The following is a 15,614-nucleotide window of genomic DNA, read 5'->3' on the forward strand; positions in this document are numbered from 1 at the left end:
GGTGCTTGTGCTTTGTCTTTTTGTGCCTCAGTCATGGCTTCTTCTTTTATCCCTGTAGTACGTTCTGTGTTACGTAAAGATAACGCGTCGATCTACTGAAAGGTGCAAAACAATGCAGATTTTTTAGCAAATTTTCATATTGATTATCAGGCATTTACAGCCAGTATTCAAAAATATGAAAGCTAAAACCTTTAGCAGAACATTTTCCTTAGCAACAAAGTGCCTGCGAAAGCACTTTCCGGCAGTTGTTACCGCCTGCTTTAGGTAGCCTTTGTACGCAAAAAAAGTCCCGGCGTCTGATCAACGCCGGGACTTTCTCCAGTAGGGACACGGGGGCCTGCGCCTATTCTAGGATGTGGCCGTCGCGCATGGTGATTTTGCGGTCGGCCATGGCGGCGAGTTGGTCGTTGTGAGTCACGATGACGAAGGTCTGGCCCAGTTCTTTGCGCAGCAGAAAGAATATCTGGTGCAGCTCGGCAGCGTTCTTCGAGTCGAGGTTACCAGAAGGTTCGTCGGCGAAGATGATTTCGGGTGAGTTGATCAGGGCGCGGGCCACCGACACGCGCTGCTGCTCCCCGCCCGACATTTCAGAGGGCTTGTGATCGGCGCGGCGCTCCATGTTCAGCATGCCAAGCAATTCGCGGGCCCGGACGCGGGTTTCTTTTTCGGAGCGACCCGCCAGGTAAGCCGGCAGGCACACGTTCTCCAAGGCCGTGAATTCGGGCAGCAGGTTATGAAACTGGAACACAAAGCCGATGTGCCGGTTGCGGAACTTGGCCAGTTCGGAGCGCTTCAAGGTGCTGACGGACTCGCCATCGAACAGGACCTCGCCGGTATCGGGCGTATCGAGCGTGCCCAGGATGTGCAGCAGCGTGCTTTTGCCCGCCCCGGAGGAGCCGACGATGGACACGATTTCGGACTTTTCGATGGTCAGGTCGATGCCCTTGAGCACTTCCAGCGAACCGTAGCGTTTGCGGATGTTGACGGCCTGCAGCAAACCGGCGAGAGTTAGGAGAAACGAAAACGAATAGGGACAAAGCTACGCAGAATAGGCCGCCTCGGCCATTGCCGCGTATCTTGGCTGTATGCGCAACCGGCGGCTTATACGCAACCTCGGCCGAAGCGGCCTACTGCCGCTCGTTTTTGCTTTGCTCGCTTCGCGCTGCGAAGCCCCGGCCGGCTCCCCTACCCGCCCGCTCATCCCGGCGGACGTGCGCCTGCGGGGCGTCAGCTGGGTAGCAGCCGACTCCACTACCGAAGACGAAATTCTGGCTCTGCAGCGCAACCACGTCACGTGGATTTCCCAGACGCCCTTCGGCTGGCAGGCCGATTCGGCCGCGCCGGAAGTGGTGCTGCACACCGGTGGCGGGCGGCAGCGGCGGATGTTCTGGGGCGAGGCCGACAGCGGCCTGGTGCACACGGCCCGGCTGGCACGCCGCCACGGCATCCGTACCCTGCTCAAGCCGCACTTGTGGCTGCGCAGCCGCGGGCAGTGGCCCGGGCAGATTCAGATGCGTACGGCGGCTGATTGGCAGGCGTGGTTTGCCAGCTATTCCCGCTTTATCCTGCACTACGCCGAGCTAGCCGAGCGCCACCACATGGAGGCGCTCTGCATCGGTACGGAACTGAAGCACGCCGCGGTGGAGCACGAGCCGGAATGGCGCCGGCTGATTCAAGCCATTCGGCAAGTGTACCACGGGCAACTTACCTACGCCGCCAACTGGCACGAAGAATACGAAGGCATCCGCTTCTGGGACGCGCTGGACTTTATCGGCGTGCAGGCCTATTTCCCGCTCAGCCCCAGGCCGCAACCCGATACCGCCGAGCTGCGCCAGGCCTGGCAGCCTCACTTGCAGGCCATTGCGCGCGTGCAGCAGCGCTACGGTAAGCCGGTGGTGTTTACGGAGGCGGGCTACCGCTCCATTCCGACGGCTGCGGCGGCGCCCTGGGAATGGCCCGACCCGCGCAAACCCACGCCCGAAGACGACGCGACCCAGGCCGTTTGCTACGAAGCGTTATTCCGGGCCTGCTGGCGGCAGCCCTGGTTCGGGGGCCTGTTCATCTGGAAGTGGTATCCCGGCATGCCCCCCGACGCCACGGGCCGGCGCCGCACCGATTACACGCCCCAGCACCGGCCCGCCGAGCAAGTCATGGCCCGCTGGTATGCGTTGGACCATGAATAAGGGGTGCTGATCTACTCGCATCAATCCCGGGTGAGCTTTGTGCAGAAAAACCCTGACTTATCTATAAACCTGATTCTCAAACCTTACTTGCCTGTTACGTATCACACATTACCTGTCACCTAAAATATTGCCTACTTTCGCGGGCACATTTCCGGAACCCGAAAACCCACTCACGTTCGACGTATGAACATTCACGAATATCAGGGCAAGGACATCCTCAAGCGTTACGGCGTACGCGTGCAGGAAGGCATCGTGGCCGAAACGGCCGAGGAGGCCGTGGAAGCCGCCAAGAAACTCACGGAGCAGACCGGCACCGGCTGGCACGTGATTAAAGCCCAAATCCACGCGGGTGGCCGCGGCAAAGGGGGCGGCGTGAAGCTGGCCAAAAACCTTGACCAGGTGCGTGAAATTGCCGGTCAGATCATCGGCATGCAGCTGGTGACCAAGCAAACCGGTCCCGAAGGCCGCAAAGTACACAAGGTACTGGTTGCCCAGGACGTGTACTACCCCGGCGAATCGGAAACCAAGGAATTCTACATGTCGGTGCTGCTGGACCGTGCGTCCGGCAAGAACGTCATCATCTACACCACCGAGGGTGGCATGGACATCGAGGAAGTAGCCGAGGCGCATCCCGACAAGATCCTGAAGGAGCACGTGGACCCGCGCGTGGGTTTGCGCCCCTTCCAGGCCGGCAAGATTGCCTTCAACCTGGGTTTGTCGGGTGAAGCCTACAAAGAGATGGTGAAGTTCGTGCAGGCCCTGTACAAGGCCTACGACGACACCGACTCGGCCATGTTCGAAATCAACCCGGTGCTCAAGACCTCGGACAACAAGATCCTGGCCGTCGACGCCAAGGTGACGCTGGACGAAAACGCGCTGTACCGTCACAAGGACTTCGCTGCCCTGCGCGACACCAACGAGGAAGATCCGCTGGAAGTGGAAGCTTCGGCCTCGAACCTGAACTACGTGAAGCTCGACGGCAACGTGGGCTGCATGGTAAACGGCGCCGGCCTGGCCATGGCGACCATGGACATCATCAAGCTCTCGGGCGGTGAGCCGGCCAACTTCCTCGACGTAGGGGGCGGAGCCAATGCGCAGACCGTAGAAGCCGGTTTCCGCATCATCCTGAAGGACCCGAACGTGAAGGCCATTCTGATCAACATCTTCGGTGGCATCGTGCGTTGCGACCGGGTGGCCAACGGCGTGGTGGAAGCTTATAAGAACATCGGCGACATCCGCGTGCCTATCATCGTGCGCCTGCAAGGCACCAACGCAGAGGAAGGCGCCCGCATCATCGACGAGTCGGGCCTGAAGGTGTACTCGGCCGTGCTGCTGAAAGACGCCGCTCAGAAAGTGAAAGAGGTACTTGCCATGCAGGAGCAGAAAGCCTAGGTTTTCTTCCTCAGCACGTTACCCTCGTGCAAAACCCCGCCAGCCCGCTGGCGGGGTTTTTCATTACCCAAATCTGGTGTACTTGTCAATCACATATATTTTTAGTCATATATAAAATATATTAAGTTATACTTGCACCACGAAGCTTGCGTGTTGAATCAGACTGATATTTGATTGCATTTTGTCGGTTGCTTTGTGGCTGCGCCTGCCGATTTGTCGCCCTTTTTGCTCAACCCCCTGCTTGCTTTCTGCGTTTGCAGGTCTTCACCTACGTGCCTTCCGTTCTGATGCATAAAAAGTTTACTCTCCTGTTGATTTGGCTGGCGCTGGGCTTATCCTTGCCAAGCCAGGCACAGTCCGCCGCTCCTACCACCGAGCAGCCGCTGCCGTTTAGCACCGCGCCTGCGGGGGCCGCAGCTTACACTTTCCGCTTCAGCGAACCAGAGGACTTTTACCTGCAAACCCTACGCGACCGGTACGGGCTCGAAGCCATTGCGGCCGCGGAGAATACTACGCTGGGCAAGGTGAAGGCTCTGAGTCTGTGGGTACACAACCGGCTGACCCACGACGGACGCATAGCCTCGACCAAGACGGACCCGATGGAAATTCTGGACGACGCGCTGCGCGGTAAATCGGTGCAGTGCGTGGAATATGGCCGGGTAATGGCCGCCGTACTTACGGCCATGGGCATGCCGGCCCGCCCCCTGTTTCTCAAAGCCCCCGACGCCGACAAGCGCGGCTCGGCTGGCGGCCACGTGCTGACGGAAGTGTGGCTGGAGGAATACCAGAAGTGGGCCCTGGTGGACAGCCAGTGGGATGTGCTGCCCATCCTCAATGGGGCGCCCCTCAGCGCCGTGGAACTGCAGCATGCTCTGGCCAAGAAAGCTACCGGGCTAAGCGGCGAGACGTCGACGGATGCCAAAATCAAGTTTTATTACCGCTGGCTGCAGCCCTACCTATACTACTTCGATACGCCGCTGGATAACCGCTACGGTGTGAAGACGAGCACCGCCAGCCTGATGCTGACGCCCATAGGGGCGAAGAAGCTGACGGTGTTTCAGCGCACGACCCGCCTGATCGGCATGCGCTATACTAACTCCACAGCCGTTTTCTACCCCAACCCCTTGGAAACTCACCAGGCGCAGGAGCCCTCCAGCGCTGGCGAGTAACAGTGTCTGCTTATAGCCAAACACAAAAGCGCGGGCCCGCTCCACATAAGGAACGGGCCCGCGCTTTTGTGCTTGGACTGGGTGCTACTGCTTTTGGGCTACCCCGGCGTTTTCTTCTGCCTGCACCGGAATGGCCTGCCCCTTCACGCGCAGCTCCACTTCCATGTTGCCGCGGGTACCTACGGAGTACGGGCAAATGCGGTGTGCCTGCCGTACCATGTCGATGGTTTTCTGCTCATCAAATTTCTTCAGGTCGACATCCAGCACGGCGCTTAGACCATAGGCTTCGCCTTCTTGGAACAAGGTCACTGAGCAGTTAACGGTGGTATCGGGGTCGAGCCGGTCGCCGGCGCGCTGCGCAATGACCAGCAGCGCCTGCTGAAAGCACGACGAATACCCGGCGGCAAATAATTCTTCGGGGTTGGTAGCACCTCTTTTTCCGCCCAGGCCCTCAGGCACCGACATGTCGAGGTCGATGACGCCGGTCGTGGAGCGCACGTGGCCGCTACGGCCGCCCACCGCCTGAGCCTCAGCGGTGTACAAGGTCTTTTTCTCGGATGAAGCCATAGGATGCAGTACTTAGGGTTTGTGGTTGTGTGCTTCTGTTAACTACGAAACGAAAGGGAAGGTTATGGGAGGAATTTCGTAGAAAAGGCCAGCGTGATTTGGTAGCGGCGCATTTTTACCTACTTTTGCCGCCCACTACCGGCCACGTAGTACAACGGATAGTATAGGAGTCTCCGAAGCTCTTGATCCAGGTTCGATTCCTGGCGTGGCCACAGAAAGCCCTCTTTGCAAGCTGCAACGAGGGCTTTTTATTTTGCGGCGGTGCCGGGCAGATGCGGGCAGGCGCCTCTACTGGTCCCAGCTATTTAAAGTAGCCCTAAGGTGCCCGGGCTACGAGCCGTAAGCACGCGACCGTGAAGCTCTTTTATAAGCTGCCTGGAAGCCGCACCGTCAGCTATCCGACTTCTTTCTCATTGTATAGCGACCCAAGCGCGACGTGCTGGTTGTTTCTGCGTTGATTGTGGGTAGAGCGGTCATCCTGCGCAGCACCACTCGAGGAGTCGGGCTTTTTGCCTGAACGTATTCCGTTTGTTCTGCCCACTATTCATGATTCGATGCTTATGCCAGCTAGCCAAGTAGTCTGCTTCGGCGAAATCCTGTGGGACGTACTGCCTTCGGGCAAACAGCCCGGCGGCGCCCCCTTCAACGTGTCCGTGCACCTGCGCCAGCTGGGCGTGTCGGCGCAGCTCATCAGCGGCGTGGGCAACGACGCTTTAGGCACGGAACTACTGGACTTTGTAGCCCGCAAAGGACTGGGCACCGATTATATTCAGCTTGACGCCACCCACCGTACCGGCGTGGTGCAGGCCAACGTGGACGACGCGCACGAGGTGACCTACACCATTGTGCACCCGGTGGCGTGGGATTACGTGCAGCACGATGCAGCCCAGGCAGAGCTGGTGCAGCGCGCCGATATGTTTGTATTCGGCTCGCTGGCGGCCCGCGACGCGACTACACGCCAGAGCCTGTACCGACTGCTGGAACAGGCCCGGTTCAAGGTATTCGACGTGAACCTGCGCCCGCCGCACTACACCCAGGAAGTGGTAGCACACCTGCTGGGCAAGGCCGATCTGGTAAAAATGAACCATCACGAGCTGGCCGAAATCATAGGCTGGCTTGGGCAGCCGCTCGACGCCAAGGCAGGCCATGAGGCCGCCATGCAATGGCTGGCTACGCATTTTGGGCTGCAGGGCGTGTGCGTGACCTGCGGTGCCGACGGCGCCCTGCTCTGGGCGGGAAACGAACTGTACCGCGCGCCCGGCGTGCCCGTGGCCGTCAAAGACACCATCGGTAGCGGCGACGCCTTTCTGGCGGCGCTGCTCAAAGGTTGGCTAATCGGCCGGCCGCCGGCAGAGTCGCTGCGTTTTGCCTGCGCTACCGGGGCCCTGGTGGCCATGCACGAGGGTGCTACCCCGGCCTTTAGCGAAGCCGAGGTAGACGCGCTGCTCGTCACCTGATGGGCGCGTCCGGGCTTCTTACAACTCCCTACGACTTCCTGTCCTTAGCTTTTCTGCCGCGCAGCGAGGTCTAGGTTAAGCGAATCGGTTTCGGCGCTTGAGGTGCTAAATGCGGTGACGCGACGGGGTGGCGGCCAGGGCAAGAAAAAGAGGCAACGCAATCCGGTGGTGAGTGGCCTTCGTAAGTTGGTCATTCTCACACCGCTCACTATCTACACCCAAGCACCATGGTAAAGTATCTGCTGGCTACAACGGCCCTCTTGCTGGCCCTCGGCACCGGCTTTTCGTCTTCGGCCTTCGCCCAGACTAAAGCCCAGGACGGCAAAATGAAAACGAAGGACAAAAAGAGCATGAACGGCACTTCTACCGGCGGCAGCATGAGCGCCTCGGGTAGCATGGCAGGCTCGTCGGCGGGCGTGATGGTGGGGGGAGCGATGATGGCGCCCAACAAAGACATCGTGACCAACGCCCTGAACTCCAAGGACCACACCACGCTGGTTACGGCCGTGAAAGCGGCGGGACTGGTACCTACCCTGCAGGGCGCGGGCCCTTTCACGGTGTTCGCGCCCACCAACGAAGCCTTCCAGAAGCTGCCCGCGGGAACGGTGGAAAGTCTGGTAAAGCCCGAAAACAAGCAGCAGCTCACGACCATTCTCACTTACCACGTAGTGCCCGGTCGCTACCTCGCTTCTGACCTGAAGGATGGGCAGAAACTCACCACCGTGGAAGGCGAAACGCTGACGGTAATGACCATGGGTGGCTCGGTAATGCTGCACGACAGCAAAGGCGGCATGTCCACCGTGACCATCCCCAATGTGGTGTCGAGCAACGGCGTGACCCACGTGGTAGACGCCGTGCTGATGCCCGCCCGCTAGGTTTTCAGCGCCAAAAATTCAGCTCCCAAAGCCCTTCCTGCCGAGCGGGGAGGGCTTTTTTGTGCCTGTAAAGGCACGTTGTCACCTGTCGAGGCCACCCAACTTTTACGGCCTGCGTATACGGGGCCATAACACCGTCTCCCTTTTTACTCCCAACCAAGACTCACCATGTTTAAGAAAACCATCTCCGTCCTGGCCCTTGCCGTAGCCTTTTGTACCGTAGCCGAAGCGCAGACCACCAAAACGTCGAGCGACGGTACCAAGACCAAAACGACCGACATGGGCACCAAGACCAAAACCAAGGACGACGACAACGGCAATGCCAAGATGAAGGGCAAAGCCGATGACGGCGCCAAGATGAAGGCCAAACTCAAGCCCATGAACGGCACCACGATGGACGGCTCCACGAGCGGCTCATCGTCGGGCTCTTCCACCGGCGGCTCGATGATGAACTCGTCGGGCTCGATGGATAACTCGGGCACCAACTCCTCGTCGACGACTACCAACACCACGACGAACACGAACACCACGACCAACAGCGGCATGATGCAGGGCGGCACGGGCACGAACCTGTCGAACACCACCACGCCGAGCAACACGGGTTCGGGCACGATGAACTCGGGCACGAGCACCACGCCGAGCAGCACCTCGGGCACCATGGATTCGTCCGGCTCGATGAGCGGTTCGGGCACCTCGACCACGACTACGACCGGCACCACCGACGGCACCATGAGCACCGGCACCTCGTCGGGGTCTGATGATATGCGCGTGGGTCGCCGCATGAAGCCCGACAAATCGGACAAGAAAAAAGATAAGATGAAGGACAAGTCGGGCATGTAAGCCCGGCCTGTTTAGAGCTGCGGCGGCGGCCCGGGCAATGCCGGGGCCGCCGCTTTTTTTTGCTCCGGCGCAATTTGGTAACCCCTCGGTAAAGCCGGTACGGATTGCTTTTCAGAACTTGGTCGCGGTTTTCCTTACTCTCTCCTCTTTCCTTTTGCATGAAGCACCTCTTCGCAACGCTTCTCTTAACCGGCCTGAGCCTGGCTTCGGTCACGGCCCAAACGCTACCGCCGGCCCCGCCGGCCAGCCTGCAGGGCGTGGCCCTGCGCGACTGGCTGCGCCAGAACTGGTACGATGGCAAGCGCGTGGACCTGGGCTACGACCAGGCCCGCGGCAAGATGTACAACTACGTGGACGTGTTCAACGGCCAGCTCACCTGCGTGTACTCGGGCTACTCGGTGCCCAAAACCATCGACTCGACGGCCACCAGCACGGCCAATGTGGGCCTGATCAACTGCGAGCATACCATTCCGCAGTCGTGGTTTAACGAGGTGAGCCGCATGCGCTCCGACATTCACCACCTCTACCCCACCTACACGCAGTGGAACTCGAACCGCGGCAGCGACATGTTTGCGGAAATTCCGGACGCGCAAACCCGCATCTGGATGCGCAACACCACCAGCCAGAGCAGCATCCCGAGCAGCAACATCGACGAGTGGAGCGAAGACAGCGGCTCCCTGTTTGAGCCCCGCGAAGACCACAAGGGCAACCTCGCTCGCACGGCCTTCTACTTCTACACCATGCACGCCGGGCAGAATTTTGATTCCGGCAAGGAAGTAATTACGGCCCTGGCCGACCTGCAGACCCTCTATCAGTGGCACTTGGCCGACCCGGTGGACGCCCACGAACGGGAGCGGAACCGCCGCGCCGCCAAGGCGCAGGGCAACTTCAACCCCTACATCGTTGATCCGTCGCTGGTAGCGAAGGCCTGGGGCTTCGCGCCGGCCGGTCCCACAGTTACGTTTGCCGCCGCTACGGGCAGCATCGTGGAGGGCAACGGCGGCACGAGCAGCTACACGGCTACGCTCAGCGTGTCGCCGGCTCCGACGGCCACCCTGACGGTGGAAGTGGCCGTGGACGCGGCTAACTCGACGGCTACTTCGCCCAGCGACTACACCTATACCACCCAGACGGTGACCTTCGCGGCGGGCCAGACCTCGCAGACCGTGACGCTTACCATCAACGGCGACACCCAGCCGGAGGCCGACGAAACGGTGCGCCTGGTGCTGCAGAACGCCGCGGCCGGCCTGAGCATCGCCTCGCCGAATGCGCACGACGTGACCATCCGCAACGACGACGGCCAGCCGCCGCTGGTGAGCTTCGCCGCGGCTACGGGCAGCATCGTGGAAGGCAATAGCGGCACGAGCAGCTACACGGTGAACGTGGTGCTGAGCGGCGCCGCGCCCACCGGCGCGTTTACCCTGCCCATCAGCGTGGATGCCGCCGGCAGCACCGCCGATGCCACGGACTACACCCTGAACACGACTTCGCTCAGCTTCGGGGCCGGCGTAACCAGCCTGCCGGTACAGGTAACGGTGAACGGCGACGCCACCGCTGAACCCAACGAAACGGTACGCCTGCTGCTGGGCCAGCCCAGCGGAGGCGGCGTAGCCGTGAGTGCCCCCACGGCCCACGTGCTGACCATCACCAACGACGACGCGGCTGCTCCCGGTGGCAGCGGCAACTGCGCGCAGCTCTTCTTCTCGGAGTACGTGGAATCGAGCGGCGCCACCCGCGCCGTGGAGATTTACAACCCCTCGGCCAACGCCATCAACCTGAGCACCTACCGCCTGCTGCGCTTCGCCAACGGCAGCCGCACCCCGCAGGCCCCTTACACGCTGAGCGGCATTATCGCCCCGGGCGGCACCTACGTGGTGGCCACGCCGGCTTCCGTTTCGCAGGTGCTGGCCGTAGCCAACGCCACTAGCTCGGTGGTCGACTTCAACGGCGACGACGCCATGGCCCTCTTCAACGGCACCGACACACTGGACATCATCGGCGTTATCGGGCAGCAGGCCAACTGGACCATCCCCGGCGGCGGCGCTACCACCAACGCGACGCTGATTCGTCGGCCGACGGTGGGCAGCGGCAACCTGCGCTGGAGCACCGCCGCTGCTGAGTGGCAGGGCCGCAACGTGGACGACTTCTCCGACCTGGGCCGCCACACCAACACCTCGTGCGGTACCACTACGGGCACCACCAAGGCTGCGGCGCTGGGCGTAGGCATCGAGGTATTCCCGAACCCGACGGCCGGGGCGGTGCAGGTGCGCCTGCCCGGCCTGAGCGGCACGCACACGGCCACCGTCGGCCTCTACGACGGGCTGGGCCGGCAGGTGCTGAGCACGCAGCGCACCCTGCGCGGCGCCGAGGCTACCAACCTCAGCCTGCCCACGCTGCCCGCGGGCCTGTACTCGCTGCGCGTGACGGTGAACGGTGTGCAGCACACTGCCCGCGTAGCCGTGCAACGCTAAACGCTGATTACGTTTCTGCTGAAAAGCGCCTTCCTGGCTTCGGCCGGGAAGGCGCTTTCCGTTAATAATCAACGCAATATTCCTCATTCCTTGAGCCTGATAATAAGCCAGATACCCACGTTGCAAATCCCCTTAACCTTGGCGTAACTTGCGTAGCTGAATAGCACCGGCGCCCACCCGTTTGCGGCGGCTTCCCTCCCACCCACTTTGCGTATGCAACAACGCTACTCTCGCCGCGGCCGCTGGTCGTGGATTCTGCTGCTGTTACTCCTGCTGGGCCGGCCGCTGGCCGCGCAAACCACCAAGCGCGTGGTGCTGCAAGCCTTCTGGTGGGACTATTGGAACACCAACTACCCGGCGGGCTGGGCTAACTACCTGGCCGACCTCGCCCCGCGCCTGAAAAGCATGGGCATCGACGCGGTGTGGATTCCGCCGACGGCGAAAAACAAAAACGCGACCAGCGACGTGGGCTACTCGCCCTTCGACCACTACGACCTCGGCGACAAGTACCAGAAGGGCGCCACCGGCACCCGTGTGGGCACCAAGGACGAATTGCTGCGCTTGGTGGCCGTGCTGCACGCCAACGGCATCGAGGTGATTCAGGACGTGGTGCTGAACCACACCGATGGGGCCGGTACCAACACCGGCGCCGGCGGGCAGGACCCGGACCCGTACGCCATGTCGAGCAACGCGGGCTACAAGAACTTCCGTTACGCCAGCTACGCCACCCCGCTGCCCGAGACGGGCGAAACGGCGGCCGAGTACTTGGCGCGGCAGGGCCGCTGGAGCAAGAACTTCCCCAACTTTCACGCCCACGCCGGCCACAACACCACCTCCGGCGACATGGCCGCGCCCTACTTCGGCCCCGACTTCTGCTACGGCGACGACGGGGGCTCTGATGGCTACGGGCTGAGCTCTAACGCTACGTACAACCCCGCTCAGGGCCCGGGCTACTCGCGCAACCAGGCCCGCAGCTGGCTGCTGTGGCTGGCCAAGCAAACCGGCGTCGACGGCTTCCGCTGGGACGCGGTGAAGCACTTCAGCTACGCCGCCCAGCAGGACTGGAGCTACAACCTGAAGTACCTCAACGGCTGGGCCTCGGCCGGCAACCAGATGTACAACGTGGGCGAGTACGTGGGCAACAAGGGCGAGCTGGACGGCTACACCAGCAGCGTCAACGCCCAGAACGGCGGCTCGGACTTTCTCATGGGCACCTTCGACTTCAGCCTGCGCGACGGGCTGTACCAGATGGTGACCGGGGGCGGCAACTTCAACATCGGCTCCCTGCCGGGCTACCAGCAGGACCAGCGCGTGGCGCAGTACGGCTCGGGCAATAGCATCAGCTACGTGCACCGCACGGCCCCATTCGTGAACAACCACGATACCTTCCGGCCCCAGCTCGACGCCAACGGCAACTACACCGGCTGGAACACGGGCTCGGAGCTGGCCCCGCACATCGACCCGTTTGACGCGCGCCTGTCGGCGGCCTACGCGGTGGCGTTTGCGGTGGACGGCAACCCGCAGATTTTCTTTGAGGACCTGTTCAACCTCGGCGGCACCGGCAAGCGCTACTCGCACCTGCCCTCTTCCAGCACCGACCTGCCCGTGCGCGACGACCTGGTGAACCTGCTCTGGTGCCACCAGAACCTGCACTTAAAGGACGGCGCCTACCGCGTGCGGGCGCAGCAGGGCGACCACCTCGTCATTGAGCGCAGCGCCAAGGCCATCATCGGCATCAACGACAGCTACGACACCTGGCAGGAAACCTATGTCGACTCGGACTTTGCGCCGGGCACGCGTCTGGTGGACTATTCCGGCGCCAACGGCAGCTACGAGTACGAGGTGCCGCAGGACCGGCGCGTGCGCATCAATACGCCGCCCTGCAACGGTTCGGCCCTGAACGGCCGCCGCGGCTACTCGGTGTGGGCGCCTAAGGGCCAGGGCAGCTCTTTCAGCCCGGCCCGCGCCACTACCACCACCCAGGAGTGGGAAATGGCCGACGACCTGGGTGACCAGAACTGCCAGAGCCTGGGCCAGGGCGGCCGCCTGCCCGACAACTCCACCAACCGCCGCGTGGTGGGCAAAATCTACGCGCAGGCCGGCCAGCCGGTGAGCTACGAACTGTACCCCGAGCTGCCCAACACCGGCCGCGACCTGACCCTGGAAGTGCAGGACCTGCAGGGCGACATCCTGAAGAGCAGCAACGGCACGGGCTCGGTGGGGGGTAGCTTCACGCCGGGCAGCACGGGCTGGCTGACGCTGAAAGTGCGCAACACCACAGCCAGCTACCCCGGGCAGCGCTGCTACGTGAAAGCCACCTATACCGCGCCCGCCGCGGCGGATGCGCGCACCGCCCCGGCCCGCAATACCGTGGCCATCTGGACCGGCAACGGCAACTCGGCCGACGTGAGCAGCTGCCGCAACTGGGAAGGCGGCGTGCAGCCCTCAGCCAGCACCGACGTGCTCATCCCGGCGGGCAGCTCGTTTATGCCCAATCTGAGCGGCACCACCCTGCAAGCCCGCAACTTTACCGTGGCTCCCGGCGCCTCTTTCACGCTGGCGGCCGGCGCAACGCTGCGCCTGACCGGCAACCTCACCAGCCAAGGCCCGCTGACAGCGGCCGGCACGGTGGAGCTGGTCAGCATGACGCCCCAGACGCTAAGCGGCACTGGCCTGAGCTTTAGCAACCTGATCATCGACAACCCCGCCGACGTGCGGCTGCTCTCGCCCGTATCCGTCAGCGGCACGCTGGCCCTGAGCAACGGTCACCTCATCCTCGACGACCAGAACCTCACGCTGACGACCACGGCTACCATCACCGGGGCTGGCAACGCCCGCTACGTGGTAACCAAAAACGACCCGGCCAGCGGCGGCGCGGTGATTCGGCCGGTAGCGGCCGGCGCTACGCTGCTCTACCCGGTGGGCACGGCCGCCGGCTACTCGCCGCTGAGCCTGCAGAATACCGGCAACACCACGGCTACCGTGCCCGTGCGCGCGGCCGGCACCGTACTCACCAACGGCAACTCGGGCGCGCCGCTCGCCCAGGCCAATAAGTTTGTGAACCGCACCTGGCAAATCAGCCCCACGGGCGCGCTAACAGCCTCGCTGACTTTCCAGTGGAATGTGGCCGACGAAAACGCGGACTTCGTGCGCAATGCTGCCACCGTGTACCACTTCAACGGCACGCAGTGGGAGCAGCTGCCCACCTCCGCCGTAAGCGGCAGCGGGCCGTACTCCGTTACGGCTACCGATGTGAGCAACTTCTCGCCGTTCAGCGTGGGCACGGGCGGTACGGTGCTGCCCATCACGTTGGTCAGCTTCGGGGCCGAGCGGCGCGGCGTGGCTGTGCAGTTGGGCTGGCGCACAGCGCAGGAACGAGACAACGTAGGCTTCGAGGTGGAAAAATCCGCTGATGGCCGCACGTTCCGCCGCCTGGGGCAGGTGCCCGGCCACGGCACCACCACGCAGCCGCAGACCTACCAATACCTGGACGCCAACGCTCCCGCTGCGGCTTACTACCGCCTGCGCCAGCTGGATACCGATGGCAAATGGGCTTACAGCCCGGTGCAGTACGTGCCCGCGGCAGGGGAAACCGTGGCGCTGACGTTGTTTCCGAACCCCACTACCGGCGAGGTAGCACTGCGGAGCTGGCCCGCCACCGGCGAAACCGTAGAGCTGACCCTGCGCACGGCCCTGGGCCGCACCCTCTACCACGGCCGCACGGCTACGGCAGCGGCTGCCGGCGAACAGCTGAGCGCTGCGTTGCGCCAAGCGGCACCGGGCCTGTACGTACTCGTGGCGACCAGCGGCGGCACGCAGCAGCACCTGAAAGTGGTGAAGCAGTAACGGCTTCTTGCCACAAAAATGAACGGCGGCTGTCCTTTCGGGCAGCCGCCGTTTTTGCTGGGTAACGCCGATGTAGACAGCACAGCCAAACATTCGTTGCGGGACGATTCCGGATTTAGCATTAAGGTTAGTTCCCCTCCTCAAATGAGGAGGGGAACTAACCTTAGCTTTAAACCCCGGCCCGCTGCTTAAGCCTCCAGCAAGTCCTGGTACTCGCCCTGGTGCTTCTGCACGAACTGGGCCACGTAGGGGCAGCTGGCGCGCACGCGCAGCTTTTCGGCGCGGGCCCAGGCCAGGGCTTCTTTGGCCAGGGCCTCGCCTGCGCCCTTGCCGCGCAGGCCTTCGTCCACGTAGGTGTGCTGAAAATCGACCACGCCGTCCTCGGGGAGGCTGTAGGCCAGCTCGCCCTCGTAGCCGTGCGAGGTGAGGTAAAACGTTTGGTCTTCGGATTGGTGTTGGACGTGCATGGCCAAGGTGCTTAAGGAGAAGTAAAACCGCGGGGTAGCGGCCGACGCTGGAGCACTTACGCGCCGCCGGCTTCGACCGTTCGGCTTCCGTTTACGTAGAAGACGCCAACCGGTGCCCCACCACCGGCCCGTTCTTTCTCCATCATCGTATGAGCCAAGCTACTACCACTTCTTCCACTGCCGAGCGGCCGTCCTCCCTGCCCAACCGCCCGGCTGTCACCACTTCCTCGGCCCCTGCGGCCGCCCCGGCCACTGCTGCCCCTACCCGCCCGGCCCTGCGCGTGCGCTACTGGGAGCATATGGACCCGGCCAGCAACAGCCTGTACCCCGTCGACTAACCGCTCACC

The 15,614-nt window shown here is 62.5% G+C and carries 12 protein-coding genes and 1 tRNA gene; 10 read left to right on the forward strand and 3 right to left on the reverse strand.

Annotation, left to right across the window (positions count from 1 at the left end):
• Positions 1 to 343: 343 nt before the first annotated feature.
• The gene (locus tag B0919_RS18775) at positions 344 to 997 is read right to left on the reverse strand and encodes an ABC transporter ATP-binding protein (protein ID WP_078013830.1); all 654 of its coding nucleotides are present in this window, start codon (positions 995 to 997) and stop codon (positions 344 to 346) included.
• A gap of 151 nt (positions 998 to 1,148) precedes the next feature.
• Between B0919_RS18775 and B0919_RS18780 the strand changes: the two genes are divergently transcribed.
• The 3 genes from B0919_RS18780 (at position 1,149) to B0919_RS18790 (ending at position 4,744) form a co-directional block, all read left to right on the forward strand.
• A complete protein-coding gene (locus B0919_RS18780; RefSeq protein WP_078013831.1) occupies positions 1,149 to 2,183 on the forward strand; it encodes a glycoside hydrolase family 113 in 1,035 nt (344 codons plus the stop codon).
• 183 nt (positions 2,184 to 2,366) lie between these two features.
• Positions 2,367 to 3,575, forward strand: a complete 1,209-nt coding sequence (gene sucC, locus B0919_RS18785) for an ADP-forming succinate--CoA ligase subunit beta (RefSeq protein ID WP_078013832.1) — start codon at positions 2,367 to 2,369, stop codon at positions 3,573 to 3,575.
• Between the two features lie 287 nt (positions 3,576 to 3,862).
• Entirely contained in the window at positions 3,863 to 4,744 is an 882-nt protein-coding gene (locus B0919_RS18790; protein ID WP_139362250.1) for a transglutaminase-like domain-containing protein, read from the forward strand.
• A gap of 84 nt (positions 4,745 to 4,828) precedes the next feature.
• Here B0919_RS18790 and B0919_RS18795 read toward each other — a convergent pair whose 3' ends face one another.
• The gene (locus B0919_RS18795; protein ID WP_078013834.1) at positions 4,829 to 5,311 is read right to left on the reverse strand and encodes an Ohr family peroxiredoxin; all 483 of its coding nucleotides are present in this window, start codon (positions 5,309 to 5,311) and stop codon (positions 4,829 to 4,831) included.
• A 140-nt stretch (positions 5,312 to 5,451) separates the two neighbouring features.
• Between B0919_RS18795 and B0919_RS18800 the strand changes: the two genes are divergently transcribed.
• The 6 genes from B0919_RS18800 (at position 5,452) to B0919_RS18825 (ending at position 14,800) form a co-directional block, all read left to right on the forward strand.
• Positions 5,452 to 5,523 (forward strand) — tRNA-Arg (locus tag B0919_RS18800).
• 348 nt (positions 5,524 to 5,871) lie between these two features.
• On the forward strand, positions 5,872 to 6,768 hold the full coding sequence (locus tag B0919_RS18805; RefSeq protein WP_176133131.1) for a carbohydrate kinase family protein: 897 nt from the start codon (positions 5,872 to 5,874) through the stop codon (positions 6,766 to 6,768).
• 377 nt (positions 6,769 to 7,145) lie between these two features.
• Positions 7,146 to 7,643 carry a fasciclin domain-containing protein gene (locus B0919_RS18810; RefSeq protein ID WP_254846623.1) on the forward strand — a complete coding sequence of 166 codons (498 nt, stop codon included), beginning with the start codon at positions 7,146 to 7,148 and terminating at the stop codon, positions 7,641 to 7,643.
• Positions 7,644 to 7,811: 168 nt separating this feature from the next.
• Positions 7,812 to 8,483 (forward strand): hypothetical protein, encoded by a 672-nt coding sequence (locus B0919_RS18815; RefSeq protein WP_078013835.1) that lies wholly within the window; start codon positions 7,812 to 7,814, stop codon positions 8,481 to 8,483.
• 158 nt (positions 8,484 to 8,641) lie between these two features.
• The gene (locus B0919_RS18820) at positions 8,642 to 10,954 is read left to right on the forward strand and encodes an endonuclease (RefSeq protein ID WP_078013836.1); all 2,313 of its coding nucleotides are present in this window, start codon (positions 8,642 to 8,644) and stop codon (positions 10,952 to 10,954) included.
• Positions 10,955 to 11,167: 213 nt separating this feature from the next.
• On the forward strand, positions 11,168 to 14,800 hold the full coding sequence (locus B0919_RS18825; RefSeq protein WP_078013837.1) for an alpha-amylase family glycosyl hydrolase: 3,633 nt from the start codon (positions 11,168 to 11,170) through the stop codon (positions 14,798 to 14,800).
• 188 nt (positions 14,801 to 14,988) lie between these two features.
• Here the strand turns inward: B0919_RS18825 and B0919_RS18830 are convergent, their stop codons facing one another.
• On the reverse strand, positions 14,989 to 15,267 hold the full coding sequence (locus tag B0919_RS18830) for a GNAT family N-acetyltransferase (RefSeq protein WP_078013838.1): 279 nt from the start codon (positions 15,265 to 15,267) through the stop codon (positions 14,989 to 14,991).
• A 149-nt stretch (positions 15,268 to 15,416) separates the two neighbouring features.
• Here B0919_RS18830 and B0919_RS18835 point away from each other — a divergent pair, with 149 nt between their 5' ends.
• A complete protein-coding gene (locus tag B0919_RS18835) occupies positions 15,417 to 15,605 on the forward strand; it encodes a hypothetical protein (protein WP_078013839.1) in 189 nt (62 codons plus the stop codon).
• Positions 15,606 to 15,614 lie beyond the last annotated feature (9 nt).

The organism is Hymenobacter sp. CRA2 (assembly GCF_002007105.1).
In the GTDB taxonomy this organism is placed as follows: domain Bacteria; phylum Bacteroidota; class Bacteroidia; order Cytophagales; family Hymenobacteraceae; genus Solirubrum.

Bases quoted from the DNA above. Each gene is read 5' to 3' on its own strand.
- sucC (WP_078013832.1), top strand. From the start codon at position 2,367: ATGAACATTCACGAATATCAGGGCAAGGACATCCTCAAGCGTTACGGC.
- B0919_RS18790 (WP_139362250.1), top strand. From the start codon at position 3,863: ATGCATAAAAAGTTTACTCTCCTGTTGATTTGGCTGGCGCTGGGCTTA.
- B0919_RS18795 (WP_078013834.1), bottom strand. From the start codon at position 5,311: ATGGCTTCATCCGAGAAAAAGACCTTGTACACCGCTGAGGCTCAGGCG.
- B0919_RS18805 (WP_176133131.1), top strand. From the start codon at position 5,872: ATGCCAGCTAGCCAAGTAGTCTGCTTCGGCGAAATCCTGTGGGACGTA.
- B0919_RS18810 (WP_254846623.1), top strand. From the start codon at position 7,146: ATGAGCGCCTCGGGTAGCATGGCAGGCTCGTCGGCGGGCGTGATGGTG.
- B0919_RS18815 (WP_078013835.1), top strand. From the start codon at position 7,812: ATGTTTAAGAAAACCATCTCCGTCCTGGCCCTTGCCGTAGCCTTTTGT.
- B0919_RS18820 (WP_078013836.1), top strand. From the start codon at position 8,642: ATGAAGCACCTCTTCGCAACGCTTCTCTTAACCGGCCTGAGCCTGGCT.
- B0919_RS18825 (WP_078013837.1), top strand. From the start codon at position 11,168: ATGCAACAACGCTACTCTCGCCGCGGCCGCTGGTCGTGGATTCTGCTG.
- B0919_RS18830 (WP_078013838.1), bottom strand. From the start codon at position 15,267: ATGCACGTCCAACACCAATCCGAAGACCAAACGTTTTACCTCACCTCG.
- B0919_RS18835 (WP_078013839.1), top strand. From the start codon at position 15,417: ATGAGCCAAGCTACTACCACTTCTTCCACTGCCGAGCGGCCGTCCTCC.